The following is a 25,829-nucleotide window of genomic DNA, read 5'->3' on the forward strand; positions in this document are numbered from 1 at the left end:
ACGACGCCCAGATTGAGGAGTAGCGATGAACTACAGCGGAAGCCAGTATGAGAAGGCCGTGACGGCGGGGGAGCTTGACCGCAGCCACGTCGGACAGACGGTGAGCTTTCAGCCGAACGATTTCACCGTGGTGTTCGGCCGGATCGCAGGAATCGCCCGCACCGACGCCCAGGTGTACTTGACCCTGGACGGGGTGGGCGGCGGCACGCACCTGAAGGATGAGTACGACCTGCCGGCGGCACACGAGGTGTATGTGCAGCTGGATCCGCTGAGCAGCGCGGGAAAGACCATTTCGGATGCGGAGCGGGTCATCAAGGAGAAACTGGACGAGATCAAGAAGAACATCCTCGACCGGGAACAGAAGTCCGGCTCCGAGTAGCAGCCACCAGCTGTTGGCATGCACAGCGAAGAACCCCGCTGCACCGGAGTGCAGCGGGGTTCTTCTAGGCAACCGCTCCGCATATGGGGGAACACGGAGCGTCGCTGTCAAAACTAATGGAAAGCTTGCTTAGGTTTCAAATCGGCGCCACCTTTTCCCAAGCCGGCGGCGGTATTATCCCGCTACCGTCGCCGTAACGGGTCTCCTGGATCTACGGCTTCGGTAGGTGGCCCGCTCTGTGAACCGGGGAATGAGCGGGCCGCCGCCCCGGGCACGGGAGTGGCCCGGCAGCCGCCACGCAGCGGAGAGAGTAGGCGGGCAAAAGCAAAAGGCGCCCGGTCCGTTGAGAAATCAACGATCCAGACGCCTTTGCTACGTGGCGGTGACGGTGGGATTTGAACCCACGTTGGCTTTTACACCAAACAACATTTCGAGTGTTGCACCTTCGGCCGCTCGGACACGTCACCAACCTGAATAGGGTACCGGAGCATGGCCCGCATCCCCAAAACGGCATGCCTTTCGCCGGCGAATACAGTGGGTGGCCCGGCGTTCGGAGCGGCCACGCCGGGAGGCATCTTCCCGGAAATCGGGGCCGGGCAGTAGATTCATAAGCAAGATGACTACTTCCCAGCAGCAGACCAAAGCAACCGCATACTGGACCGTGGGCCCCGGCCGGGGTGAACTGCGCAGCGAGGCCTTGCCCGCCCCCGGCCCGGAGGAGGCCCTGGTGCGCTCGCTGTACTCGGGCATCAGCAAGGGCACCGAGCTCGTGGTCCACCAGGCCGCCGTTCCGCCCTGCGTCGCCGAGGAGATGCGCGCCCCGCACCAGGAGGGCTCGTTCCCTTCGCCCGTGAAGTTCGGCTACCTGTCTGTGGGGGTGGTGGAGCAGGGCCCGGATGACTGGGTAGGGCAGACCGTGTTCTGCCTGTACCCGCATCAGGACCGCTATGTGGTGCCGGTGTCGGCGCTCACCAGGGTTCCCGACGGCGTTCCTCCCCGCCGCGCGGTCCTCGCCGGCACGGTGGAGACGGCCGTGAACGCCCTTTGGGAGGCGGGGCCGAGGCTGGGCGACCGCGTCGCCGTGATCGGCGCCGGGCTGGTGGGCGGCATGGTGGCCACGCTGCTGCGCACGTTTCCCCTGGCGCGGCTCCAGCTGGTCGACCTGGACCCCGGCCGCAAGGACCTCGCCGAAGCGCTGGGAGTGGACTTCGCGCATCCGGACGACGCGCTGCCGGACTGCGACATTGTGTTCCACTGCTCCGCGTCCGAAGGCGGGTTGGAGCGCAGCCTGAAGCTCGTCGGGGATGAGGGCGACATCATCGAGATGTCCTGGTACGCCGACCGGAAAATCACGATCCCGCTTGGCGAGGACTTCCACGCCCGCAGGCTGTCCATCCGGGCAAGCCAGGTGGGCGCCGTCGCACGGGCCCGCAGGCACCGCCGGACCAACGCCGACCGGCTGGACCTCGCCGTGTCCCTGCTGGCTGATCCGGTGTTCGACGCCTTTCTCACCGGTGCCTCGGCGTTCGCCGAACTGCCCGGCGTGGTCCAGGACCTGTCCGGCGGCCGGCTCGAGGCGCTGTGCCATGTGATTGAGTACCCGGGCGCTGATGATCCCCTGACCGAAGACCGCCAGAGTCCCACCACCGAAACAGCGAGGTAACCATTGTTCAGCCTGACCGTTCGCCGCCACTTCATGATTGCCCACAGCCTTCCCCGAGAGGCGTTCGGGCCTGCCCAGGGCCTGCACGGCGCCACCTTCGTGGCGGAGGTGACGTTCCGCCGTCGTGCCCTCAATGACGACGCCATCGTGTTGGACATCGGCGCTGCCGGCAGCATGATCGAAGAGGTGCTGGCCGGGCTCAATTACCGCAACCTGGACGACCACCCGGACTTCGCCGGGAAACTGAGCACCACCGAGGCGCTGGCGCAGTACATTGCCGGTGGCGTCGCAGAGCGCCTGCGGGAGGACAAGGACGGCCGGGAACTCGCCGGCCTGGACGTCACCCTGCGGGAAAACCCCGACGCCTGGGCGAGCTATGCCCTCGAGTTCGAGGCCCCCGAGTCCCGGGCCGCCGAGTCCCAGGGCGCCGAGTTCGAGCGCCGCTGAGGCCGCCATGCAGCCCCCACCGTCAATCCGGCTCCTGGTACCGGCGAACATCCGCCACAACTCCGGCGGCAACGTCTACAACGCCGCGCTGGTGCAGGGCCTCGAGCAACTGGGAGCCGGGGTAACCATCCAGCCGGTCGCCGGCCACTGGCCGGTGGGCAGCAAGGAAGAACGACGCCGGCTGGCCGGCTTGCTCGGTTCAGGAGCCGCGGCAGGGGGCCCGGCTGGGGCGGTGCCCGCCAACACGGTCACGATCGTTGACGGTCTGGTGGCGTCCGGAGCCCCCGAGGCGATGGAGGCTGCTGCCGCCGCCGGCCATGCGCCGTGGGTCCTGCTGCACATGCCCCTGGACGATTTTCCGGACCTCGAAGTCCGGGCGCTCCGCGCGGCTGCCGGCGTGATCTGCACCAGCGGCTCGGCCGCGGCCGAGATCAGCCGGCGGCACGGCCTGGACGGCGTCCGCGCGGCGCTGCCGGGAACCGCACGCGGCCGGCTGGCCCGCGGGTCCGAGCCGCCTCGCCTGCTTGCCGTGGCCGCACTGCTGCCCAACAAGGACCAGCTTGTTCTCCTCGGTGCGCTGGCCCGGCTGCAGGACCTGGAGTGGACGGCAGTCCTCGTGGGTTCAGCTACGGCGGACCCCGACTACGCCCGCCAGGTCGCGGCGGCGGTCGAACGGCACGGGCTGGGCGGCCGGGTCGAGCTGCCGGGCGAACTGACGGGCGAGCCGCTCGAGCAGCAGTGGTACGCCGCTGATCTGAGCCTGCTGGTCTCCAGGGTGGAGGCTTTCGGCATGGCGGTCACCGAGTCGGTGGCCCGCGGGGTGCCGGTCATCGTCCGGGCTGGCACCGGTGCGGTGGAAGCGCTGGGACTGGGTGCAGAGACTCCGCCGGGGGCCCCGGAAGGTGCGGCGCCCACCCTGCCTGGCGCCGTCGTCGAACTCGGTGACGCCGGGGATCCTGAGCCCGGGGAGGGGGACCCCGAGCCGCTGGCGGTCCTGCTGCGCAGCTGGCTCACGGACGCCGCGCTGCGGGCCGAGTGGCGGCGGCGGGCCGTCGCCGGCCGGGACCTCCTGCCCGGCTGGGATGCCACGGCGCGGCAGGTGCTCGGCTATGTGGCGCCGGAAGCATCGGCGGGTGGCCATTCCTCGCAACCGCCTGCTGATGGAGAATGAGGAATGACCAGCCACGTCCCGACTGCCGCCACCCTGGAAACCGCCGCAGCCCTCACCCCGGAGCTGCTCCGGGCGTGGGCCTGGCACCGGCAGGGGCTGGACGGCACCCTCGAAGGCCGCACGTCGCAGGAGGTGCTCGCCTCGGCGGGCTGGGCGCGGTCCGTGGGCGGCGCCAACCCCTACCTGACCCTCTTCGCCCGTGCCGGAATCCGCCGGGACCAGGTGGACACGGACGTGCGCGAGCTCAGGATCCACGAACTGCCCACCGCGCGCGGCTGCACCTACGTGCTGGGCGGGGAGGACTTCGACTGGGCGCTGAGCCTTGGCAAGAGCGCTGAAGAGGCCTTCCGGGTGCTGGCCCGGCTCGGCGTGGACCGCGGCGAGATCACGCTGCTGGAGGAACAGATCCTGCACGTACTCGGCGAAGCCGACGGTCCGCTCGATCCCAGGCAGCTCAAGGAGGAGCTGGGGGAGTCGGTGCGCAGCCTGGGCGAGGAAGGCAAGAAGAAGGGGGCCGCCACCACGCTGCCCACCGCGCTGGGGTTGCTGCAGGCAGACGGCCGGATCCGCCGCGTCCCGGTCAACGGGAGGCTGGACCAGCAGCGCTATGCCTACACGCTGTGGGGCCTGCCGCCCAGCCGGCTCGGCCCGGAGGGCGCCCGCGAGGAACTGATCCGCCGCTACCTCGGCTGGACGGGCGGCGCCACCATCAAGCAATCCCAGTGGTTTACAGGCTTCACCCTCACCGACACCAAAGCGGCGCTCGCCGCCGTCGCGGCCGTGGAGGTTCCTACCGCCGCGGGCGACGTGCTTTGGATGCTGCCAGCCGACGTCGAACGCCTCGCGGACTTCAGTCCGCCGGACCGGGAGCAGATCCAGTTGCTGGCAGGCACCGATTCGCTCGTGCTGCACCGCCGGAACGCGGCGGACCTGTTTGCGGACGCGGACCGGGACCGGAAGCTGCTGAACGCCACCCTGGCGCTGCAGGCGGACCTCCCGGACCACCCCATTGTTGACCGCGGCACCATAATCGGGCTCTGGCAGTACGATCCCGGCAAGGAAAGGATCGCGGCCTGGCTCTTTGCCGGCCGCACGCCCGCCGTCGATCAGCGCATCGCTGAGGTTGAGGCGTGGATCCGGGAGGACCTGGGCGACTTCCGCTCCTTCAGCCTGGATTCGCCAGCGTCCCGCCAGGAGCGGCTCGACGCCCTGGACGCCGCCGGCAGCTAACCGGACAGGTTCCCCGGCATCTAACTGCTGGCGCGGTGCGCCGCGAAGAACTCCCGCAGCAGCAGGCCGCATTCCTCCTCCTGCACGCCGGCATAGACTTCCACCCAGTGGTTCAGGCGGCGTTCGCGCAGAATGTCGAACACGGAGCCCGCCGCCCCGGCCTTCTCATCCCAGGCCCCGAACACCACACGGTGGATCCTGGCCAGCACGATCGCTCCGGCGCACATGGCGCACGGTTCCAGGGTCACCACCAGCGTGCAGTCCTCCAGCCGCCAGCCGTCGCCCCGGCCGCCGTCGAGAGCCGCGCGTTCCCGCAGCCGGGCGGCAACCTCACGGATGGCCACCACCTCGGCGTGTGCAGTGGGGTCCCCGAAGGCCTCGCGTTCGTTGCGTCCGCTACCCAGGACCGTCCCGTCCGGACCGATCACGACGGCGCCAATCGGCACGTCCTCGGTTGCCAGGGCCCGCCGGGCTTCTTCGAGGGCAAGGCCCATCCATTCCAGGTGTTGCGGATCTGCCGGGGCCATGGGTCAATGATAGTTTCGAAGGATACTTAGCATTGGACACACGCAAGCGCCGGGAGTAACGATGAAGTCCCTGACTGAGCGGTACGGCAGGTGGCTGGGGCCCTACGCGGCCCTGTGGATCACCCTCATCATCGGAGGCTTCCTGGTGGTCTCCCTGACGCTCCTCAGTGCCGAGGTATACAACAGCGTCGTGGACCAGGACGGCGTTTCGGGGCTGGACAAACCCGCCCTCCAGCTCGCCAAGGAATACCGGAACCCCGGACTCGACTCGGCTGTTACGGCCTTCACGAACATCGGCGGCGGTATTGGCATGCCCATCCTGGCGAGCATCCTGGTGGCCTGGCTGATCTATGTCAGCCGCAGCTGGCGGCCGCTCATCCTGGTGGGCGGCGCAGCGGCAGTCTCGATCACCGCCACCAGCGTGGGCAAGACGCTGCTGGGCCGCACCCGTCCCGACCATGTTGACGCCGTCCCGCCGTTTGAATTCTCACCGTCGTTTCCCAGCGGGCACACGCTGAACACCACCGTGGTGATCGGCATCGTGGTGTACCTGGTGTGCCTGGAGTTCCGGAAGACCTCGGCACGGACGTGGGTGATCATCGCGGGCGCGGTGTTCATCATCGCCATGGGACTGAGCCGTGTGTTCCTCGGCCACCACTGGCTGACGGACGTGATGGCAGCCTGGCTGATCGGGGCGGCATGGGTGGGCGTGGTGATCCTGGCCCACCGGCTGTTCCATGTCATCCGCCGGCGGGAGCATGCCGGCCCCGCGCCCACGTTCGAGCACCCGGCCCATCTCAAGGGCAGCAAGGCCGAGCAAAAGGAGCGCCTTCAGGGCACTCCCGATGCCGCGGGAGGAGCCGGAACCCGGGGCGGGGAGGCAAGCCCCGGGTGATAGTTTTGACCCATGCGCACACTCGTCGTGGACCATCCGCTGGTCGCCCACAAGCTCACCGTCCTGCGGGATAAGAACACCCCCTCGCCGGTCTTCCGCCAGCTCACCGAGGAGCTGGTCACGCTCCTCGCCTACGAGGCCACACGCGACGTCCGCACCCAGCCGGTCACCATCGAAACCCCGGTCGCCAAGACGGTAGGCACCGCGTTCACCAAGCCCACGCCGCTGGTGGTCCCCATCCTGCGCGCCGGGCTGGGCATGCTCGAGGGCATGACCAAGCTGGTCCCCACCGCCGAAGTGGGATTCCTGGGCATGGCCCGCGACGAGGAAACCCTGGATATCATCACCTACGCGGAGCGACTGCCGGAGAATCTTTCCGACCGCCAGATCTTTGTCCTGGACCCCATGCTCGCTACAGGCGGCACCCTGCGTGAAGCCATCAAGTTCCTGTTCAAGCGCGGCGCCGCTGATGTCACCTGCATCTGCCTGCTGGCCGCGCCGGAGGGCCTGGCCAAACTGGAGGAGGAACACAAGGACGCCAACGTCACCATCGTCCTCGCCTCCATCGACGAGAAGCTGAACGAGAAGGCCTACATCGTGCCGGGCCTGGGTGACGCGGGCGACCGGCTCTACGGCATCGCCGGTTAGACCTTAATTCCACCGGCAAAGTTCACCGGCGGAGGCCTTCCGGAGCGCAGGGCGCCCCGGCTAGCCTGTGCACCATGGACTGGAAACTTGAACTCGTCTTCGTACCCGTGTCCGACGTGGACCGCGCCAAGGACTTCTACGTCAACAAGGTCGGTTTCAACGCCGACTATGACGAGCGGCCCATGGATGGCATTCGCTTCGTCCAGCTGACCCCGCCTGGTTCGGGCTGCTCGATCGCCATTGGGGAGGGCCTCAACGATGCTCCTCCGGGCACGGCACCCAGCCTCCAGCTGGTGGTGAGCGACATCAACGCCGCCCACGACCAGCTCAAGGCGAACGGCGTGGACGTGAGTGACGTGGACGTCCAGGACTGGGGCCACTTCGTCTACTTCGCCGACCCGGACGGCAACAAGTGGGCGGTGCAGTACCTCCCCAACCGGCCGAACGGCTGAGTCACAAAGGGCGCGCCTGCAGACCGGATGAGGCAGGATGGAAGCCATGAGCCTTCCTGCCGACTCCGCCACCATCACGCTGACAGCCCGTGCCGTCCTGTTCGACATGGACGGCACCCTGGTGGATTCCACGGCCATCGTGGAGCGCGTGTGGACAGAATTTGCCGGACGCTACGGCCTTGATATCGCGGAAATCCTCCGCACCTCCCACGGAGTGCGGGCGCTGGATACCGTCCGCCGCTTCGCTCCCGAGGGTGCCGACATCCACGCCCTGGCCGCCGAGCTGGGACACATGGAGCTGACCGAGACCGACGGCATCGTCGCGGTGCGGGGTGCCCTGCAGCTGCTCGACTCCCTGCCGGCCGGCGCCGTGGCACTGGTGACCTCGGCGTCCCGCGACCTCGCCACCGTCCGGATGGCGGCGGCCGGGGTGGCGATGCCGGCGGCGGTTGTCACCTCCGAGAACGTCTCCCGCGGCAAGCCGCATCCGGAGGGTTACCTGCTCGGGGCGTCCCTGCTGGGGGCCGACCCCTCGGAGGCGGTGGTGTTCGAGGACGCTCCCGCCGGCATCGCGGCAGGAGTTGCGGCCGGCATCCGGACCGTAGCGGTGGGCCCGAACACCGGCGTCCTTCCCGACGGCGTGCTGCACATTCCGGACTACACTGCCGTTTCCGCGTCCGTGGAGACCGGTGAGGACGGGCGCCCGGCTATCTCGCTGCGGCTGTAGCGCGCCTGACCTGTCGCTGGGCCAGCTGTCCCTGGGCCAACGGCATGGGTCCAAAAGCATGTTCCCGTCAGGACAAGTCGTACACGGTGGCGCCGCCGATGGTTTGGGCCTGGAAGCTGGCCGCCACCCACTCCGAGATCCGCACCGCCGCGTCGGACCCGGTTTCACCCTGCATCATGCTTCCGCCGATGAAGTAATGGATCCTGCCGTCCGCCACGAGCTGCTGGAACTCCTCCAGCGTGGGGGCGGGATCGGTCCCGTTGAAGCCTCCGACGGCCATGACCGGCAGTTCGGCGGCAAGCTGGTAACCGGACGCCGGAATTAACCGTGCCCGGATTCGCCAGGGCGCCCGGATTCGCTAGGATACCCGGTCCGGCGGGAGTGCCCTGGCGGCCGAAGTTGCCCAGTCCGGCGAGGTTGCCGCGGGCTCCGGTCGCGGACGGTCCGGCACTGACGATCGCGCCGGAATGGGTGGTCGCCGCGGTGGTGAGGGAGCAGGCCAGCGGCGCGGCGAGCGCCGCCGCAACCGCGGCAGCGCCGGCGTACGCCGTGGAGCCCTGCCGGGTCCGGCGCCGGGTGCGAGCGGGGGCAAAAGCAGAATCACGGCCAACAACGCGAAGACCAGCACACGGACACGCCCCGGCGCAGACCCTCATCAGGCACACGCGGCGGCGGCCACTGTTGGATGCATAACCATCACTGACCAGGCCTCCGGACCACAGCCGCACCCGCCGGTGCGGCGTCGTGCCTCCCGGCAGTGCGCCGCTGTGGACCAGGCTCCCCATCGATACCGCCGCCGCGGTACCGGTCCTGGACGTGACCATCCCGGTCTACAACGAGGAACGCGACCTGGAGGAGTGCCTGCGCCGGTTGCACGCCTACTTGCGCGATACGTTCCCGCACTCGTTCCGCTGTTATGAGGCTTTTGGGGCGAAGCTGTGCGGGGGCTGTGGAGTTCGCATTTCTGCGCCACTTTGGCCCCGCGGGCATGGCGGGGACAGCAGAAAGGCCCCGGATCCTGGTGGATCCGGGGCCTCTCGCCCGTATACCGGACACCCTAGAGCGGTGCAGAAATGCGCGGCGTCAACCGGTTCGGCCGCGGCAACCGGTCAGTACCAGTTGTTGGCGAGGTGGAAGTTCAGCGCACCGCACGGGGAGCCGTAGCGTTCCTTGATGTAGTCCAGGCCCCAGTTGATCTGAGTGCGGTAGTTGGTGCGGTAGTCCGCCCCGGCGCTCGCCATCTTCTCGGCGGGCAGAGACTGGACGATGCCATAGGCACCGCTGCTGGCGTTCGTGGCCGTGGTGCGCCACTCCGATTCCTTGGTCCAGAGCCGCTTCAGGCACTGCATCTGGTCGGCGGACCAGCCGAAGGACCCCAGCTTGCTGGCCGCGTAGGCCTGGGCTCCGGCGGGATCGTTCAGGGCCACGGGCGCAGCGGCCCTGGCCTTGGCAGCGGCAGCCTTGGCAGCGGCGGCCTTGGTGATGGCAGCCTTGGCGGCTGCGGCTTTGGTGGCGGCAGCCTGTGCAGCTGCGGCCTTCGCGGCGGCAGCCTGTGCGGCAGCGGCCTTGGTGGCGGCAGTCTTGGCAGCGGCGGCCTTCGCAGCGGCCGCCTTGGCAGCGGCGGCCTTGTTTGCCGCAGCAGCCTTGGCCGTGGCCTCCTTGTCGGCGGACTGCGGAGCGATGGACGCCGCGGACGGGGCCGGGAGGGCGGAAATCAGCGTTTTATCGAAGCTCAGCGTCTGCCCCGCGTCAGCCGTGGCCGCGGATGTGTAAGACGCGGAGGTGTAAGACGCGGACGGCGCGGCCTGGTCTGCCGCCTGGCCTGCGGCGCCGACGCCAACGAGTACGGCGGCGGCGGTGGTCAGGACGGCTGCCCGGCGCCCGAAGGACGGAAGGCCAGCAGCGAAACGGCCAAATGCAGTCTTAGGCTGGGCATCGTCGGCGCGGTGCCGGGAAATCGTGCGGCCAGACTTATGCGAGGCGCGCTCAGGGCGCACCTGTGGCTTAAATTCAGACATGGTGGATTGCCTCTCAACACCTGCGGAGTTAGCTGTCGGGTTCGGATGAGGTCATCCGGCCGCACGGAAAATGCACGTGTCGGCTTCACCCCAAGGGCTAATGCGGAAAGCCCGGGACTCTGGTTCCCCCGCCTCTGCCTGATCTAGCGGAATCCGGGAAGCGGCAGAGCTGGGCGTCAATCCGGACATGCGACTCTAGTGGCGGCCGCACGTTATCGACCGTACAGGAGGCTTTTGATTAAGTCACATTTAGGTAACGGACATCATGACGCCGGCGCGGCGCCTTGCATGGGCAGCCGGACAGCAAATTCCGTCCGACCGGGCCGGGACGTGACCTCCACCGTGCCGCCGTGCGCCTCCACGATGGACTGCACAATGGACAGGCCCAGGCCACTGGTTCCCTCCGCCGAGGCAACCCCCCGTTCTCCCTGTGCTGCCGCGGTACGCAGGGCCGTTCCGGCGCTTTGGCCATCGGCCGCAGAATCCTTCGCCGCGGTGCCTGCCGGCGTCAGGGGCGGCTGCACCGGCGTCGCCCGCGACGCGTCTGCGCGGGCGAAGCGCGCGAACACCTTGTCCACGAATTCGGGCGGGATGCCGGCGCCATCGTCTGTGACTGAAATCACCGCGCTGCCGTCGGCGGACCGCATCACCCCGGTGGTCACAGTGGTGCCGGACGGCGTGTGCTTGCGGGCGTTGGAGACCAGGTTCACGAGGACCTGGTGCAGCTGTGAGGCGTCGCCCCGGACTGTCACAGGTTCCTCCGGAAGGTCGAGGTGCCACGCCCGGTCCGGTGCCATGACTTTTTCGTCGCTGACCGTCTCGATGACGAGCTGCGTGAGGTCAACGTCGCTGAGCTTGAGCGGCTGTCCCTCATCGAGCCGGGCGAGCAGCAGGAGGTCCTCCACCAGGGCGGTCATGCGCTCTGACTGGCTCTGCACGCGCGCAAGGGACCGCTGGCCGTCCGGGGTGAACTTTTCGGTCATGCGCATCAGCTCGGTGTAGCCGCGGATGGCGGTGAGCGGTGTCCGGAGCTCGTGGGAGGCGTCCGCCACGAACTGCCGCACCTTCATTTCGCTCTCCTGCCGCGCTTCCAGCGCGTTGGAGACGTTGTCCAGCATCTGGTTCAGGGCGTGCCCCACGCTGCCCACTTCCGTTCCGGGATGGGCGTTCGACGGCGGGACGCGGACGGCAAGTGCCACCTCGCCGGCGTCCAGCGGCAGGCGCGAGACCTGGGTGGCCACCTCGGAGAGCTGTTCCAGCGGTTTCATGGTGCGGCGGATGAGCACCGTCCCCGCCAGGCCGATCAGCACGAGTCCGCCCAGCGAGACTATCGTGATGGTCCACACGAGCGATGTCAGGGTGTTTTGCTTTTCCGCCAGGGGCAGCCCGGTGACGATGACATCCCCGTAGGGCGCCTGTGCCGCCACCAGCCGGTAGGTGCCGGAGGACAGTGTGCGTTCGATCGGTACGCCGTCGCGGCGGAGCTCCAGGAGAACCTGGTCGTCGTCCGCAGACAGCGAGGCGACCGTGGCGTCGGGGGTAATGAAACCGGCGCTGATGACTGTGCCGTCTTCGATCCTGGCCGTTACCGTGCCGACGCGCTGGCCGCGGGCGCCCAGGGGGTCGGGCCTGGTGTCGGGATTTGCCAACGGCGGCCGGCCGAAGTCGCTTGACCGGCGGGCCGCCTCCGTGAGCTGCTTGTCCAGCTGCTGGGTAAGGAACGAGTCCATCGAGGCGTAGCTGAACAGGCCGATGGCTCCGCAGATCGCCACCAGTAGCGCCATGGCCACCAGGACCAGGCGGGTGCGCAGATGCCAGGTACCCGGCTTCAGCCAGCTTCGGCGCTGGGAACGGACTGCCACGGAAAGGTTTGCCACGGCCTACTCTGCCGGTTTGATGACGTAGCCCGCGCCGCGGACCGTGTGGATCATCGGCGGATGCACGGCATCCACCTTCTTGCGGAGGTACGAGATGTACAGTTCGACGATGTTGGCCTGGCCTCCAAAGTCGTAGTTCCACACCCGGTCCAGGATCTGCGCCTTGCTGACCACACGCTTGGGGTTCTCCACGAGATAGCGCAGCAGTTCAAACTGGGTGGCGGTCAGTTGCAGCTCGTCGCCGGCGCGGGTGACTTCGCGGGTGTCGAGGTTCAGGACCAGGTCGCCCACCACGAGCTCAGCGGAATCCATGGCGGCCACGCCGGAGCGCTGGACCAGCCGGTGCAGGCGCAGCAGGACTTCCTCCATGCTGAACGGCTTGGTGACGTAGTCGTCGCCGCCCGCGGCGAGACCTACGATGCGGTCCTGCACCGCGTCCTTGGCGGTGAGGAAGAGGGCCGGGACTTCCGGCGCGAAGGCGCGGATCCTGCCCAGGAGTTCGACGCCGTCGAACCCGGGAAGCATCACGTCAAGCACCAGCACGTCCGGGCGGAACTCCTTGGAGAGTTTTACGGCCTCGGGGCCGTCGGCAGCGACGGCGACCGACCAGCCGGCCATGCGCAGGCCCATGCTCATGAGCTCGGAGAGGCTCGGCTCGTCGTCAACCACAAGGGCGCGGATAGGGGAGCCGTCCGGGTGGGTCAAGTGGGGAAGGTTGTTGGTCATGGAGTGCGAAGTGGCCATGTGACAACTCTCCGTACTGGTGTTTAGCCGCCGCTTTGGCAACCCTGTGCGCGGGCTGTGAATCCCAGCCTAGCGAGCTGGAAGGGCCCAGGTACGCATTCAGGTGCCGCACCGCACGCCGCCGCACCGAACCCAGCCGCCCCGGGCGGCGACCCCAACTTCCTGGCCGCGAACTCTCCGGCCTCCGCCACTCCGTACGCCGGCTGGGGTGCCGGCGGCGCCCAGGCTCCCGCCGACGGCGCCGCGGGCGCCGGTTGGGGCATCACGCGCACCTACACACTCAGCGACGAAACGGTGGTGAGCAACCTGCTGCAGAGGCGGCAGCAGTCAGCCACCGGCGACCTGACAGTGGCCGACATCGTTTCCGGGGCCACTGTGCGGATTGTGGCCGGCAAGGATGGCTCGGCCTTCGCAGCGGAGAACGTGCAGGTGAGCGGGACTACAGCGCAAGCGGGAACCAGCGGCTCGAGCCAGTCCAGCTGATCAGTGCTGGACGGCGCAGCTTAGTGCTGGAGGGCGCAGCGCCTGGCCGAACCTGGCGCTGACGCCGCAGTCCTGCGGATTTGACCCCGGGCGCTACGTGCGCTTGGGCAAAAAAGTTCCGTCCCGCCTGCGTCATAGCTGGACAATCGGCGTATCGGGGCTGCTGGTTTCCGGCAATTCAGATGTCATTGAATATTCAGCGCGTATTTCTGGAAAAATCGAAGAAGATTCTGTAGGGGCAGCTTTCCGACCGTCCGTTCAGGAAAATAAATCAAAAAAATGGCCACTTGCAAAACTGTGATTTACCACACAAAAGAGCCGTTTGTCTCAGCATGCGGACGGTTCGGTCCATTGTTACTTGCAAGTTTTCATTGTTACGTTGCACACTTTCAAATGTGAACAAGAACTCAACAGCACCTGCAGCCGCAGAATACTGGCCCAGCACACCCGTTGCTGCCGACATGCGCTGTTGTCGAATGCACGCCTAACTTTCACCACCCCACGAAGTTTTTAGGCATTCGCCCCCAGCCCAGCGTAGGGCGCCCCTCCCCAGAATCATTGCGGGGACCCAAGCATTCGAGCCGCGATGACGGCCATTCACATTGAGGTAAGCATTCATGTCAGTTGCATCCGGATACGTCCACATCTCCGTCCGTAACGCCAACAAGGCAGGCCAGGCGCAGGGACTGCGCCAGGGATTCGGCGCCCGCCCCGCTTTCGCCCCCGCAGGCCAGGCCAATGCCGTTCCCGCGGCCCCGGGCTACGCACCGCAGGGCTACAACCCCAATTCGTACGGCCAGCTGCGCGCCGTGCCGGCTGAGGAAGCCGCGCCGTTGACCGCGCCCACGCCTCTTGTGGCCCCGGCTGCCACCGCCCCGGTCCGCCCGGTGCCGAACGAAAACGTCGCCCGCGGGTTCGTCCTGTACATGGGCATTGACGAGGAAACCGCGGCTGCCGCCGGCACCTCGATAGCCAAGCTTGCCCAAGAGATCCGGGCCTACGCCCAGTCGCTGGTGACCGGTGCCGAGAGCTACGCCGCCGTCGCCGTCGCACCGGCCAGCGCACCTGGTTCGGCGCTCGACGTGGTCCGTTCCACCTTTGGTGACCCCACCGTCAATGCCCGGCAGCGCACCGAGACTGCCCGCGTGCAGCCGGCCCAGGATCCCCGTCCCTCCGGTGTCCTGATCGACCTCGCCCGCCGCGAAGTGCACCTCGACGGCGAGTCCCTGAACCTGACATTCAAGGAATTCGAGCTGCTCAACTACCTCGTGGAGAACGGCACCCGCACCGTGGGCCGCGACGAACTGCTCGAGGGCCTGTGGCGCAACGCCGAAGAAGTGCCGAACGAGCGCACCATCGACGTCCACATCCGGCGCCTCCGCTCCAAGCTCGGCCGTCTCGCCAACACCGTCCGCACGGTCCGCGGCCAGGGCTACCGCTTCTACGAGCACCCTGAGGTCGTTGTCTGGGCCGCTCCGGAGTACTCGATCTAGCCTCCTCAGCACGATTGCTGGCTTCCCGGCCAGGCCAGGCTGCTGGCGTTAGGCTTGGGCCATGAGTGCGCACCATAAGAAGCGGTTGGTCCTTATGCGCCACGCCAAGGCCGACTGGCCGGGCGGGGTAGCGGACCACGAGCGTCCCTTGGAGGAACGCGGCCACCGCGAGGCTCCGCTTGCCGGCAAATGGCTGCTGAAGCACAACATCGTCCCGGATTTCATCCTGTGCTCGAGTTCGCTGCGGACACGGCAGACGTGCACGTGGGTGTGCAGTGAACTCGGTGAGAAAGCCCCGACGCCGAAACTTGAGGACGGCCTCTACGCCGCCTCCGCGCTGCGCATGCTTGCGGTCATCAACCATGTGCCGGACACCGTGACCACGCTGATGGTGATCTCCCACATGCCCGGCGTGCAGGACCTGGCCATGCATCTGGCATCGCGGGATTCCAACCACGACGCCTATATGGATGCCGCCACGCGGTTTCCCACGAGCGGGCTGACGGTGCTGGAGACAGATAAGCCCTGGGCCGAACTGGATGGCCAGGACGCCAAGCTCACGCACTTCAAGGTCCCGCGCGCACACTAGCCCTGCACATTTGCGCCGGCGTTTGCGACTGCGAGTAGGCTTGTCCCCAGCGTCGTCTAGTGGGGAAGGGCCGCCATGCTGAATTCCGTATCCGCCCGGTGGCGGGCCGGTGCCCGGCGGTGCGCTGCCGCCGTCGTTGTTCTGATCATGCTTGCCGCCGGGGCACAGCAGGCAACCGCGGCACCTTCCGGCGAGCCGCTGTCCACACAGGTGGTGTCGAACCCCGGCCATGCGTGGGTCCTGGTGAACAAGTCCCGCCCGCTGAACCCCCGGCAGTTCGCGCCGTCAGACCTAGTCAGCTGGAACGGCACCGGTCACCTGCTGCGCCGGCAGGTCGCAGGTGCCCTGGGCCAGCTGTTCGCGGGGGCGCGTGCCGCAGGACATTCGCTGGAGGTCATCAGCGGCTACCGGTCCTACGCGTCCCAGAGTGCCCTGTACAGCTCCTACGTGCAGATGTACGGGCAGGCCTATGCCGACCAGATTTCGGCAAAGCCCGGCTACAGTGAGCATCAGACCGGGCTGGCGGCGGACATCGGCAACGCGGGCGGCGCCTGTGGCCTGACCGCGTGCTTCGGGACCACGCCGGGGGGGCGGTGGGTGGCGGCGAACGCCCACCGCTATGGCTTCATCGTCCGTTACCCGCAGGGATACTCCGGCATCACCGGCTACACGTATGAACCGTGGCACCTGAGATTCGTCGGCGTTCCGCTGGCCGCGGACATGAAGAGCCGGGCCATCGCCACCATGGAACAGTTCTTTTCCGCCCGCCCCACCATCAGGAGCGGGGCCGACGTGCTCGCTGCCGATTCCAGCGGCGTGCTCTGGTCCTATCCTGCCAACGGCCGGGGCGGCTTCGGCACCCGCGTTCGGATCGGGCCGGGCTGGTCCGGCCTGAAGGCCGGCTTCGTCGCTGACTGGAATGCCGACGGCGTGAACGACACCGTGGCCCAGTGGAAGACCGGGACGCTCTCCGTGTACCGCGGCAAGCTCTCCGGCGGATTCCTCAGCCCGATACGCGTGGGCAGCGCCGGTTGGCAGTCCATGAACATCACCGTGGGCAAGTGGCACAGTGGCAGCCGCTACCCGGGCGTGGTGGGCGCCGCAGCGGATGGCGCCATGTATTTCTACCCGAACGCCACGGGTGGGGCGCTCAGCGCGCGGCTGCGGCTCGGGCAGGGATTCCAGGGCATGAAACTGGCCATGGCCGACTTCGACAATGACCGCCGCCAGGATCTGCTGGTCACCCGGGCGTCCGGCGAACTCCTGCTGTACAGGTCCGACGGCGCCGGAAAGTTCACCGCGGAATCCCGCCGCCGGGTGGGGACAGGCTGGAATGCGCTGGTCCAGTCGCACGCGTCGTTCGGGTTCCAGGGGCCGGGGACCCGCGGACTTGCCGCGAAGAGCACTGACGGGCGGCTCGTCTACTACAGCCTGGGCAACAGCCAGTTCACGGGTATCCGCTCCGTCGGGCCGGGCTGGCAGTCGTTTAACATCTTCCGCTGACGGGCGCGGACTGCGTGTTGCCGGATTCAGCGGCGGGGTTTGCTGCCGTCCGGTTTCCCGGTGCTGTTCGTACGCGTGCCGGACGGACGTGGCGCGGCAGGCCTTGGTGCGGCTGTCCGCTGGGCCGGCTTCTGCTGGCCTGTCCGCTGGGTTGACTGCCGGGCGCCTGCGGGAAGCCGTGCCGCAGGACGTGCCGGGGCTTGCGGCGCCCGGGTTGTGGATGCGGATGCCGGCCTTTTGGTGGTGCGGGCCGGGCTGGTGCTCCGGGCCTTGGCGGTGCCGGCAGGCCTGGGAGTGCCGGTGGGCCGCGTGGGTTCCTCGTGCCGGAGCCGCTGGCGGGACGGCCAGACCGCGGCGCAGAACAACACCAGCAGGGTCACGCATCCCGAAGCCGCGGCCAGGTAGAAGTAGATGTCCGAATCCCGGGTGGTCACGGCCTTGCCCAGGGCTGCTGCGTCCTGGTTGAAGGCCAGCCCCCACATGCGCAGGAAGGCAATGCTGCAGCCGATGAACAGGCTGGTTCCGGCGCCGCCTGCCAACAGGGCAAGGTAGCGGCGCCGGGCAAAGGCTTCCGCCACGGACGCCAGATACCCCACGGCCAGGGCGCCCAGGAAGGCGAGCAATGCGGCCTCCTCCAGCGTGACGGCCGTCAGCACCAGCAGCCCTGCTGCTGCGGCAAACGCACCGATCGCTGTCTTTCCGCTGTTACCCATGTGGCGCATGGGACTAATCATCCCTGAGGATCGGGTCCCTTCAGCACGTAGCCGCGCATGATTGTCATGATGGCTGCAACGCTTTGGTCACGGCTCCGTTCCGGTTTGTACGTCTGGCGGTCCAGGCCCACCACAAAGCACGCACCAAACACGGCAGCTTCCAGGCTTCCCCGGGAAATCGTGTCGTCCACCGGGTACTGCGCGGCAACGCCCTCGATTGCCGTGCCGATCACCTGCAGCAGGCGGGTCCGGAGCTCTGCGAAGGTGTCCTGCCATTCGCTCGGGGTGCGCCACTGTTCGCCCACCCACAACCGGGCGAAGGACGGATACTCGGCCATGAAGTCCATGGCCTGGCCGATCATCGCCTCCATGCCGGCCAGCGGGTCCGCGGTGCCGCCCTTCACGCTGAGCAGCCTGGCCTCGAGGATGTCCACACCGTGCCGCAACAGCTGGGCAATCAGGTCGGATTTGCTGCCGAAGTTGTAGTAGACAGTCCCCTTGGAGACGCCCGCCGCGGCGGCAATCTCGTCCACCGTCACCCCTGACGCGCCGCGTTCCCCGATCAGGTCCATGGATGCCTCGAACAGTTTCTGCTTCGTGGCGTTGGTCCGCCCGGGGCGGAGCTTCCGCGGCGCAACGGGTTCCTGGTCCGCCTCCAGCGTGCTCATACGGCAATCTCCGGTTTCAGGGTCTTAAGGGTCCAGGACTTGTTCCTGCGGGCGGCCAGCGTTGAAAGGGCTATCCCCAGCAAAGTGTAGCCAAACAGCCCCGCCACGGTGGCCGGGATCAGGGACAGGTCTGCGCCGTAGACCAGGTGCCGCATGCCGTCCACCACGTAACCCATGGGCAGGACCCGGTGGACGGCGTGCAGCGGCTCAGGCGTGGTCTGCCACGGGAAGGTGCCGCCGGAGGAGACCAGCTGCAGCACGAGCAGGATGAGCACCACGAGCTTGCCCGGCGAACCGAGCAGCGCCACCACGCCCTGGATGATGGCGCTGAATGCCATGGCGGCTGCCAGCAGGAACAGCCACATCAGCCAGGGATGGGCAGGATGCAGCCCAAGGCCCGCATTGACGACAACCGTGAGCAGGCTTGCCTGCACGGCAGACACCGCCAGGAACGGAAGCCAGCCACCGACGGCGATCTTCCAGGCCGGCGCGTTGGAGGCCAGGGCGCGCTGGGTGATGGGCCGCATGGCCTGGACCAGCATGAAGATGCCGATCCACAGGGCCAGGGTCATGAAGAAGGGGGCGAGTCCTGCACCGTAGGAGCCGGCCTTTGCCTGTGAGACGTTGCTGACGGACACGGGGTCGGACATCACGGCGGAGAGGCTGCTCTTCTGCGAGTCGTCGGGGTGCGGGACCTTGCCGGCGCCCTGCGACAGCCCGTCAGCCAGTTTCCCGGCACCGGCCGCGGCGGTGCCGGCTCCGCTCTCCAGTTGCGCCGCACCGTCGTCGAGCTTCTGGGCGCCGGCCGAGAGGGCGGCGGTACCGTCCACCGCCGCCTGCTCACCGGACGCCAGCGCCGATGCGCCGGCCGCCAGGCGGTCCGCCCCGGCGGACGCGCTCGAGATGCCGCCAGTCAGCGCAGGGGTGGCGGCGGCCAGGCGCGCCGCACCGGCACTGACCGCAGCTGACCCGTCCGTAAGCTGCTGGATCTGCGCGGCGTCTGCCTGGATCTTCGCCCTGGCATCGCTGACCGGGCCGGAGGCAGCCGCGGAATCAACTTCCGCGAGCACCTTGTCCGCCTGTTCCTGGGTCAGGACCCCGGCGGCCACCAGCTTTTTGTTGGACTCCTGCAGGCGGCCACGGAGACCGTTTTCAGCAGCCTCGAGCTGCCCGACGGCGTCCTGCACCTTGGTGTTCAGCGTCGCGTTTCCGGCCGCAACCTGCGCGGCACCGTCAGCGAGGCGCTGCGAGTCCGCCGGAAGTCCGGCCGTCCCGTCCCGCAGCTCCGCCAGCCCTCCGCTCAGCTGCCCGGCGCCGGCCGAAAGCCCGTTGGCCCCGTCACGGAGCCGGATCTGGCCGCTGTGAAGGTCGGCAGCTCCGGCCTCAAGCTTCCCGGTTCCCTCATGCAGGGTGACCGTGCCGTCGCGGAGGCGGGTGACGCCGTCGGCCAGCTGGGCGGCACCGTCCGCTGCCTTCACCATCTGGGTATGGATGGTGCCGAACCCGGTGAGGAGCTGGTTGGCGGTCTCGGCGCCGACCTCCTTGGCCACCGACCCATGCACTGCCGTGGTCAGCTTGTCCACGATGGTGCTCAGCAGGTAATTGTTGGCGTCGTTGGTGGTGACGTTGAGCATGGCTTGGGTGGCAGAATCGAAACTGCCGGGCGAGGCGAGGTTGGCGGAGAAGTCCTTGGGGATCTTGAGCGCGAATGCGTACTTCCCGTCGCTGACGCCCTGGTCCGCCTCTGCGGCGGTCGGGACCGTCTGCCAGTTGAACACGTGCCCGTCCAGGAGGTTGTCCGCCACCTTCTGCCCGGCCTCCAGCCGCGCTCCATTGCCGGTGGCCGCCCCGGCGTCCTCCACCACGAGCGCGGCGTCGATCCGGTTGAGGTTGCCGTACGGATTCCAGTTGGCATAGAGGTACACCGCGCCGTAGAGCAGCGGCACCAGGGTCAGGGCCAGGATGGTCAGCTTGGGCAGCAGCCCGCCAGTCATGCGCTTGAGTTCGGAGCGCGCCAGCCGCAAGACGGTCACTTGCCCACCTCACCGTTCAGGCTGGAGTTTTTGTCCAGATAATCGGACTTCGGGGGCGTTTTGCGGCCATTATCTGGACAAAAACTCTCCCCGGGCGAAGCGGAGAGTCGGCTGTCCGCGTTGCCGAGTGCTGCGGACGGTCCGGTCCAGCCGTCCGGGAGGGCCGTGACGGTTGCCACGACGGCGAGGGGCCGGCCGCCGTCGTACGCCAGTTTGGTGAGCCGCGGCAGCCAGTCGGCGGGGTCGGCGCCATGCCGGTCGGGGGAGTCCATGACGAGGAGGTCCGTGCCGGGGTCGGCGAGGGCCAGCGCCGTGAGGAGCTCGGTGCGGCGGGCAGCAGGCAGCTGCTCCGTCCACATGCCGGCCACATCCTCGAACCGGTTGACCTTCAGCCACGGCCTGCTGAGCAGGGCGCCACGGTATCGGCGGGGAATCAGGGCAAGGTCCTCCGTGACGAGATCCGCGACGCTCAGGTGCTGTTCGGGTTCATTGACGTCGGGGGAGTCCACCAGGGCGCTGGCGCGCCGCAGGGGCCTGATCCCGGCTGAGCCGTCCCAGGTGACGGTGCCGCCGTCGGGCTTCATCCGGCCACTGAGGACCAGGGCGAGGGCCGTCCGCTGGTCCTGGCGGTCACAGGTCACCAGCAGCAGTTCGCCGCGGGCCACCTGCAGGGAAGTCGGCGGCAGGAGCTCGAGCCGCCGGCCTTTCACGCTGAGCTGTCGTGCGCAGAGCAAAGGGAGCCTTTCGCAGAAGTTGTCTGCTTCAAGGCTAACTGAACTGACTAGTCAGTTCAAATAAGAATCAGAGGCCGCACTTCTCCAGCAGCCGCAGCCAGACTTCGCTGATGGTCGGGTAGGAGGGCACGGCATGCCAGAGCCGGTCCAGCGGAACCTCCCCCACAACGGCGATCGTCGCGGCATGCAGGAGTTCGGCGACGTCCGGCCCGGCGAACGTTGCGCCGAGGAGCACCTTGCGGTTCTCATCCACCACGAGCTGCGCCCAGCCGTCATAGTTGCTGGCATGCAGGGAGGAACCCGCCACGGCGATGGGAAGCTCCACCGATGATGCGTTGTAGCCGTCCTTGCGTGCCTGCTCCAGCGACCTGCCGACCTTGGCCAGCTCGGGGTCGGTAAACACCACGTTGGGAATGGCGTGTTCGTTGGCCGTCTGCGCATACCGGCTCCACGGCCCGGGGTCCCCGCGAAGCTCGCCCTTCGCCCGGGCCGCGATGGCGGCGCCGGTGGCCCGCGCCTCGTATTTGCCCTGGTGGGTCAGCAGCACCTTGCCCGCTGCGTCGCCCACCGCATAAAGCCATGGGCCGTCATCGTTGCCCGCCGCTTCCGCCACCAGGCCGGTCGAGTCCGTCCGGATCGCCAGGGGTTTGCCGTCACTGGCGGACAGCCCTACGCTCTCCAGCCCAAGCCCGTCCAGTGCGGGCCGCCGGCCGGTGGCTACCAGCAACTGGTCCACCGTGACGGTGTCGCCGCCGTCGAGTGTGAGCGTCAGTGAACCGTCGGCGTTCCTGTAGACGCTGCGGGTCCTGGTGTCAGGCCGGAGCTCCACTCCGTCGGCCCGCAGGCCAGCGGCTACCAGTTCCGCAGCCGCGGCGGGGAAGCTGCGCAGCAGCCTGCTGCGGGCGATCAGAGTGACCCTGGACCCGAGGCGGGCAAAGGCCTGGGCAAGCTCCGTGCCGGAGACGCCGCCGCCCAGCACGCCAAGCCGCTCGGGGACCTCCTTAGCCGAGGTGGCCTCCCGCGTGCCCCAGTACTCAACGTCCGACAGCCCGTCTACCGGTGGCTGGTTGGGCGTGGAGCCGTTGGCAAGGACGACGGCGTGACGCGCCGTGAGTGCGTAATCGGCACCGTCCAGTCCGGCTACTCCGACAGCCCGCTCACCGGTGATCCGTGCCCGGCCGCGGATCAGTTCGATGCCTGCGCCCTCCACCCATTCCACCTGGCTGGCATCCTGCCAATGGGAGGTGAAGGAGTCGCGCCGCTTGAGGACCGCTGCCGCGTCGAGCGTTCCGGTCACGGCTTCGCTGGCCCCGGGAACTGCCTGGGCCCCGTGCAGCGCGGTGCCCGGGCGCAGCAGCGCCTTGGACGGCATGCAGGCCCAGTAGGAGCACTCTCCGCCCACGAGTTCGGCTTCCACGAGGACCGCTGTCAGGCCTCCCTGCACCGCCCGGTCTGCGGCATTTTCGCCTGCCGCGCCGGCGCCGATCACAATGACATCGAATTCCCGTTCAACAAGAGGTGGCATGGCATCAGACTACGCCCACGCCTGACGCGGATTTCGGCAGGCGCAGCCGTAACAATGAATTGGCCCTTCCGGACAATGGACGCCCCGTTCCGGGGACGTGGGACATCCGCTACGGTGAGGAAAAGTACGGACAGTGCAAAGGAGTCCTCCATGCAGCCCTCCAGCGTGGTTCCGCCGGCCCGCTTCAGCGCCCACGCCCGCCTGCGTGCCCTGCAGTCGGACATCATGGAACTGATCCTGGACCGCGGACTGGAGCCCGGAGACGCCCTTCCCACCGAAAACGAGCTGTGCCTCGCCCTTGGCGTGGGCCGGAACACGCTGCGGGAATCGCTTAAGGTCCTGCAGGCGCTGGGGGTCATCGAGATCCGCCACGGTTTCGGAATGTTCGTCGCGCCCAGCAATTTCGAGTCCCTCGCCGACGGCCTGATATTCCGCGGGCGGCTGTCCCTGCGGCACCACGGCATGGAAGCGCGGCAGCTTGTGGACGTCCGCCAGGCACTGGAGGCGGGCCTCATCGGCAGTGCGATGGATGAGATGACGGCCGAACAGCTGTCCGTCATCGAGGAGTCCGTGATCCGCATGGAGCAGAGCGCGGCGGCGGGGGAGGCCTTCGTGGAGGCCGACGCCGAATTCCACCGCAGGCTCTTTGAACCACTGAACAATGAACTGCTGCTCAACCTGCTGGGCGTCTTCTGGAAGGTCTACCGCAAGATATACACCGAGGTCGGCCCTGGTGCGGAGGACCTTCCGGCGATCGCGGCCCTGCATCGGAACATTTTTTCGGCCGTCGCCGCCGGGGACAAGGCCCGGGCCGCGCGCGAGCTGACTCACCACTTCGACGGATTCCGCGGGCGGATCGTTGAGGCCGTCGGAGAATAGGTAGCCTGCGGCCGGAGTGGGCGTTGCCGGGCTGGTGGGTGCGGCCCCGCCGTGCGGCCCCGCCGGCCGGCCTAACGCAGGCAGGCTTAACGCAGGCAGGCTTAACGCAGAAGGTCCGCACCGGTTTCCCGCTGCGGACCTTCTCTTTGTGCGCCCAAAGGGATTCGAACCCCTGACCTTCTGTTCCGTAGACAGACGCTCTATCCAGCTGAGCTATGGGCGCATCTTCCGGTTCCGTTCGAGCTTTTCGCTCGCCCCGAACCTCGAATAACTTTACGCGAGGACGGCTGCAGTTCCAAATCGAGGACCATGTAATTTACGCAACTAGACCGGTCTATGTGACCTTCGTCACGAATTTCGAGTTTCCTAAATCCAAATTCCTTGAATTTCCGCGGAAGTTGCCTTCCGGCGCACAGGACATCCGACGTCTGACAGCGAATTGGTCCAGATCATCAGAAATAGCATTTAGCTCACACCACTGAACCCGAAGAAGGGAACTGCAATGGCCCACCTGGCGCGACTGCCGCTGCTTGAGAAAGCACCCACCACCCATGCCGGCCTGCTGGCGTGGGTTGAAGAGGTCGCTGGGCTGACCCAGCCGGACCGGATTCATTGGGTTGACGGCTCCGAGGAAGAAAACACCCGCCTCACTGATGAACTCGTCGCGGCCGGCACCCTGCAGCGGCTGAACCAGGACTTGTTCCCCAACTCCTTCGCGGCGTTCTCCGACCCTGCCGATGTTGCCCGCGTCGAAGAGCAGACCTTCATCTGCTCCGAGAAGGAGCACGACGCCGGCTTCACCAACAACTGGATGGCCCCGGCGGAGATGAAGGAGAAGCTGCGCGGGCTGTTCTCCGGCTCCATGCGCGGCCGCACCATGTACGTCATCCCGTTCGTCATGGGCCACCTCGATGCCGAGGATCCGAAGTTCGGCGTCGAGATCACCGACTCCGCCTACGTTGTTGCCTCCATGCGCATCATGGCCCGCATCGGCACCGACGTCCTGAATCGGATCACCGAGACCAACGCCTTCTTCGTTCCGGCCCTGCACTCCCTGGGTGCTCCGCTGGAGGCCGGCCAGGCAGACGTCCCGTGGCCGTGTAACCCGGACAAGTGGATTGTGCACTTCCCCGAAGAGCGCTCCATCTGGTCCTTCGGCTCCGGCTACGGCGGAAACGCGCTGCTGGGCAAGAAGTGCTACGCCCTGCGCATCGCTTCGGTCATGGCCCACGACGAGGGCTGGCTTGCCGAGCACATGCTCATCCTCAAGCTCACCTCGCCGGAACAGAAGACGTACTACGTCTCGGCAGCCTTCCCGTCCGCCTGCGGCAAGACGAACCTTGCCCTCCTCGACCCCACCATCAAGGGCTGGAAGGTTGAGACCCTCGGCGACGACATCACCTGGATGCGGTTCGGCAAGGAAGGTGAACTCCGGGCTGTCAACCCCGAGGCCGGCCTCTTCGGCGTGGCACCCGGCACCGGCTGGGGCACCAACCCCAACGCCATGCGCGCCATCGCCAAGGGCAACAGCATCTTCACCAACGTTGCGCTGACTGACGACGGCGGCGTCTGGTGGGAGGGCATGACGGAGGAAACCCCGGCCCACCTGACCGACTGGCAGGGCAACTCCTGGACCCCCGAGTCCGGGAAGCCGGCAGCCCACCCGAACTCGCGCTTCTGCACCCCGATCGACCAGATCGACATGCTGGCCGAGGAGTACCACAGCCCGAACGGTGTGGAGCTGTCCGCCATCCTGTTCGGCGGCCGCCGCAAGACCACCATCCCGCTGGTCACCGAGGCCCGCGACTGGACCAACGGCATCTTCATGGGTTCCACCCTGTCGTCCGAGACCACTGCTGCTGCGGCCGGTGCCGTTGGCGTGGTCCGCCGTGACCCCATGGCCATGCTTCCGTTCATCGGCTACGACGCCGGCGACTACCTGAACCACTGGGTCAACCTCTCGGCGAAGGCAAATCCGGAGCGGCTGCCCAAGATCTTCCTGGTCAACTGGTTCCGCCGCACGGCAGAGGGCGGCTTCGCCTGGCCGGGCTTCGGGGACAACGCCCGTGTCCTCAAGTGGGCCATCGAGCGTCTCGAAGGTAAGGCCGACGCCGTCGAGACCCCCATTGGCTTCGTGCCGACCGGTGACTCCATCGACCTCGAGGGACTCGATATGACCCCCGCTCAGGTTGAGGAAGCAGTCCGCGTCGATCCCGACGAGTGGAAGACCGAGCTCGCCTCGATCGAGGAGTGGTTCGCCAACTTCGGCGAATCCCTGCCGGCCGCGCTTCAGAAGGAGCTCGACGGCCTGAAAGCCCGCCTGGCCTAGTCCCCGCTGCCTCCGCTTGGGCCCACCTGGCCTAGACCACGCGGGGGATAACTAAAAGTACGACGGCGGCCCCGCACCTTTTCTTCAAAAGGTGCGGGGCCG

The 25,829-nt window shown here is 67.6% G+C and carries 26 protein-coding genes, 2 tRNA genes and 1 riboswitch; of the genes, 16 read left to right on the forward strand and 12 right to left on the reverse strand.

The window, feature by feature from the left end:
- Positions 1-25 precede the first annotated feature (25 nt).
- Positions 26-379, forward strand: a complete 354-nt coding sequence (locus AC5RWD_RS18995; RefSeq protein ID WP_494021499.1) for a hypothetical protein — start codon at positions 26-28, stop codon at positions 377-379.
- A 377-nt stretch (positions 380-756) separates the two neighbouring features.
- Here AC5RWD_RS18995 and AC5RWD_RS19000 read toward each other — a convergent pair.
- Positions 757-846 (reverse strand) — tRNA-Ser (locus AC5RWD_RS19000).
- 149 nt (positions 847-995) lie between these two features.
- Here AC5RWD_RS19000 and AC5RWD_RS19005 point away from each other — a divergent pair.
- From AC5RWD_RS19005 to AC5RWD_RS19020, 4 genes are read left to right on the forward strand one after another with little or no spacing between them, the layout of a single operon-like run.
- On the forward strand, positions 996-2,042 hold the full coding sequence (locus AC5RWD_RS19005; RefSeq protein ID WP_494021500.1) for a zinc-dependent alcohol dehydrogenase: 1,047 nt from the start codon (positions 996-998) through the stop codon (positions 2,040-2,042).
- Positions 2,043-2,045: 3 nt separating this feature from the next.
- Positions 2,046-2,489, forward strand: coding sequence for a 6-pyruvoyl trahydropterin synthase family protein (locus tag AC5RWD_RS19010; protein WP_494021501.1), 444 nt, complete (start codon positions 2,046-2,048; stop codon positions 2,487-2,489).
- Positions 2,490-2,496: 7 nt separating this feature from the next.
- Complete coding sequence (locus tag AC5RWD_RS19015; protein WP_494021502.1) at positions 2,497-3,660, forward strand: glycosyltransferase family 4 protein; 1,164 nt, start codon at positions 2,497-2,499, stop codon at positions 3,658-3,660.
- 3 nt (positions 3,661-3,663) lie between these two features.
- Positions 3,664-4,890, forward strand: coding sequence for a DNA glycosylase AlkZ-like family protein (locus tag AC5RWD_RS19020; protein WP_494021503.1), 1,227 nt, complete (start codon positions 3,664-3,666; stop codon positions 4,888-4,890).
- Between the two features lie 20 nt (positions 4,891-4,910).
- Here AC5RWD_RS19020 and AC5RWD_RS19025 read toward each other — a convergent pair whose 3' ends face one another.
- On the reverse strand, positions 4,911-5,417 hold the full coding sequence (locus tag AC5RWD_RS19025; protein ID WP_494021504.1) for a nucleoside deaminase: 507 nt from the start codon (positions 5,415-5,417) through the stop codon (positions 4,911-4,913).
- Positions 5,418-5,478: 61 nt separating this feature from the next.
- Here AC5RWD_RS19025 and AC5RWD_RS19030 point away from each other — a divergent pair, with 61 nt between their 5' ends.
- The 4 genes from AC5RWD_RS19030 to AC5RWD_RS19045 all read left to right on the forward strand — a co-directional run bounded on the left by AC5RWD_RS19030 (position 5,479) and on the right by AC5RWD_RS19045 (position 8,139).
- Positions 5,479-6,312, forward strand: a complete 834-nt coding sequence (locus AC5RWD_RS19030) for a phosphatase PAP2 family protein (RefSeq protein ID WP_494021505.1) — start codon at positions 5,479-5,481, stop codon at positions 6,310-6,312.
- A 12-nt stretch (positions 6,313-6,324) separates the two neighbouring features.
- Positions 6,325-6,960: a uracil phosphoribosyltransferase gene (gene upp, locus AC5RWD_RS19035; RefSeq protein WP_494021506.1), complete on the forward strand. Its 636-nt coding sequence runs from the start codon at positions 6,325-6,327 to the stop codon at positions 6,958-6,960.
- A gap of 74 nt (positions 6,961-7,034) precedes the next feature.
- On the forward strand, positions 7,035-7,412 hold the full coding sequence (locus tag AC5RWD_RS19040) for a VOC family protein (RefSeq protein WP_494021507.1): 378 nt from the start codon (positions 7,035-7,037) through the stop codon (positions 7,410-7,412).
- Between the two features lie 46 nt (positions 7,413-7,458).
- Entirely contained in the window at positions 7,459-8,139 is a 681-nt protein-coding gene (locus AC5RWD_RS19045) for an HAD-IA family hydrolase (protein ID WP_494021508.1), read from the forward strand.
- Between the two features lie 67 nt (positions 8,140-8,206).
- Here AC5RWD_RS19045 and AC5RWD_RS19050 read toward each other — a convergent pair whose 3' ends face one another.
- The 4 genes from AC5RWD_RS19050 to AC5RWD_RS19065 form a co-directional block, all read right to left on the reverse strand.
- Entirely contained in the window at positions 8,207-8,419 is a 213-nt protein-coding gene (locus AC5RWD_RS19050; protein WP_494021509.1) for a mannosyltransferase YkcB-related protein, read from the reverse strand.
- A gap of 829 nt (positions 8,420-9,248) precedes the next feature.
- Complete coding sequence (locus tag AC5RWD_RS19055) at positions 9,249-10,157, reverse strand: aggregation-promoting factor C-terminal-like domain-containing protein (protein ID WP_494021510.1); 909 nt, start codon at positions 10,155-10,157, stop codon at positions 9,249-9,251.
- Between the two features lie 5 nt (positions 10,158-10,162).
- Positions 10,163-10,326, reverse strand: a riboswitch (cyclic di-AMP (ydaO/yuaA leader).
- A 94-nt stretch (positions 10,327-10,420) separates the two neighbouring features.
- Positions 10,421-12,034 (reverse strand): sensor histidine kinase, encoded by a 1,614-nt coding sequence (locus tag AC5RWD_RS19060; RefSeq protein WP_494021511.1) that lies wholly within the window; start codon positions 12,032-12,034, stop codon positions 10,421-10,423.
- A 3-nt stretch (positions 12,035-12,037) separates the two neighbouring features.
- A complete protein-coding gene (locus tag AC5RWD_RS19065) occupies positions 12,038-12,778 on the reverse strand; it encodes a response regulator transcription factor (RefSeq protein ID WP_494021512.1) in 741 nt (246 codons plus the stop codon).
- Between the two features lie 57 nt (positions 12,779-12,835).
- Here AC5RWD_RS19065 and AC5RWD_RS19070 point away from each other — a divergent pair, with 57 nt between their 5' ends.
- From AC5RWD_RS19070 to AC5RWD_RS19090, 5 genes are all read left to right on the forward strand, one after another.
- Positions 12,836-13,261 carry a hypothetical protein gene (locus AC5RWD_RS19070; protein ID WP_494021513.1) on the forward strand — a complete coding sequence of 142 codons (426 nt, stop codon included), beginning with the start codon at positions 12,836-12,838 and terminating at the stop codon, positions 13,259-13,261.
- A gap of 97 nt (positions 13,262-13,358) precedes the next feature.
- Positions 13,359-13,562 carry a hypothetical protein gene (locus tag AC5RWD_RS19075; protein WP_494021514.1) on the forward strand — a complete coding sequence of 68 codons (204 nt, stop codon included), beginning with the start codon at positions 13,359-13,361 and terminating at the stop codon, positions 13,560-13,562.
- 316 nt (positions 13,563-13,878) lie between these two features.
- Complete coding sequence (locus AC5RWD_RS19080) at positions 13,879-14,754, forward strand: winged helix-turn-helix domain-containing protein (RefSeq protein WP_494021515.1); 876 nt, start codon at positions 13,879-13,881, stop codon at positions 14,752-14,754.
- A 61-nt stretch (positions 14,755-14,815) separates the two neighbouring features.
- Complete coding sequence (locus AC5RWD_RS19085; protein WP_494021516.1) at positions 14,816-15,343, forward strand: SixA phosphatase family protein; 528 nt, start codon at positions 14,816-14,818, stop codon at positions 15,341-15,343.
- A gap of 75 nt (positions 15,344-15,418) precedes the next feature.
- Positions 15,419-16,846 (forward strand): D-alanyl-D-alanine carboxypeptidase family protein, encoded by a 1,428-nt coding sequence (locus tag AC5RWD_RS19090; protein WP_494021517.1) that lies wholly within the window; start codon positions 15,419-15,421, stop codon positions 16,844-16,846.
- A 26-nt stretch (positions 16,847-16,872) separates the two neighbouring features.
- On the opposite strand, the gene AC5RWD_RS19095 is transcribed toward AC5RWD_RS19090, so the two are convergent.
- From AC5RWD_RS19095 to AC5RWD_RS19115, 5 genes are all read right to left on the reverse strand, one after another.
- Complete coding sequence (locus tag AC5RWD_RS19095) at positions 16,873-17,559, reverse strand: hypothetical protein (RefSeq protein WP_494021518.1); 687 nt, start codon at positions 17,557-17,559, stop codon at positions 16,873-16,875.
- A 17-nt stretch (positions 17,560-17,576) separates the two neighbouring features.
- Complete coding sequence (locus tag AC5RWD_RS19100; protein WP_494021519.1) at positions 17,577-18,227, reverse strand: TetR/AcrR family transcriptional regulator; 651 nt, start codon at positions 18,225-18,227, stop codon at positions 17,577-17,579.
- Positions 18,224-20,260, reverse strand: coding sequence for a YhgE/Pip family protein (locus AC5RWD_RS19105; protein WP_494021520.1), 2,037 nt, complete (start codon positions 20,258-20,260; stop codon positions 18,224-18,226). The genes AC5RWD_RS19100 and AC5RWD_RS19105 overlap by 4 nt, the downstream gene beginning before the upstream one ends.
- Entirely contained in the window at positions 20,257-20,994 is a 738-nt protein-coding gene (locus tag AC5RWD_RS19110) for an ABC transporter ATP-binding protein (protein WP_494021521.1), read from the reverse strand. The genes AC5RWD_RS19105 and AC5RWD_RS19110 overlap by 4 nt, the downstream gene beginning before the upstream one ends.
- A gap of 67 nt (positions 20,995-21,061) precedes the next feature.
- On the reverse strand, positions 21,062-22,519 hold the full coding sequence (locus AC5RWD_RS19115; RefSeq protein ID WP_494021522.1) for a dihydrolipoyl dehydrogenase family protein: 1,458 nt from the start codon (positions 22,517-22,519) through the stop codon (positions 21,062-21,064).
- 150 nt (positions 22,520-22,669) lie between these two features.
- Here AC5RWD_RS19115 and AC5RWD_RS19120 point away from each other — a divergent pair, with 150 nt between their 5' ends.
- Positions 22,670-23,398 (forward strand): FadR/GntR family transcriptional regulator, encoded by a 729-nt coding sequence (locus tag AC5RWD_RS19120; protein WP_494021523.1) that lies wholly within the window; start codon positions 22,670-22,672, stop codon positions 23,396-23,398.
- A 149-nt stretch (positions 23,399-23,547) separates the two neighbouring features.
- Here the strand turns inward: AC5RWD_RS19120 and AC5RWD_RS19125 are convergent.
- A tRNA-Arg gene (locus tag AC5RWD_RS19125) sits at positions 23,548-23,621 on the reverse strand.
- A gap of 279 nt (positions 23,622-23,900) precedes the next feature.
- On the opposite strand from AC5RWD_RS19125, the gene AC5RWD_RS19130 reads away from it, so the two are divergent.
- Positions 23,901-25,727: a phosphoenolpyruvate carboxykinase (GTP) gene (locus tag AC5RWD_RS19130; protein ID WP_494021524.1), complete on the forward strand. Its 1,827-nt coding sequence runs from the start codon at positions 23,901-23,903 to the stop codon at positions 25,725-25,727.
- Positions 25,728-25,829 lie beyond the last annotated feature (102 nt).

The sequence above is a fragment of the Arthrobacter sp. CMU6 genome (assembly GCF_059090205.1).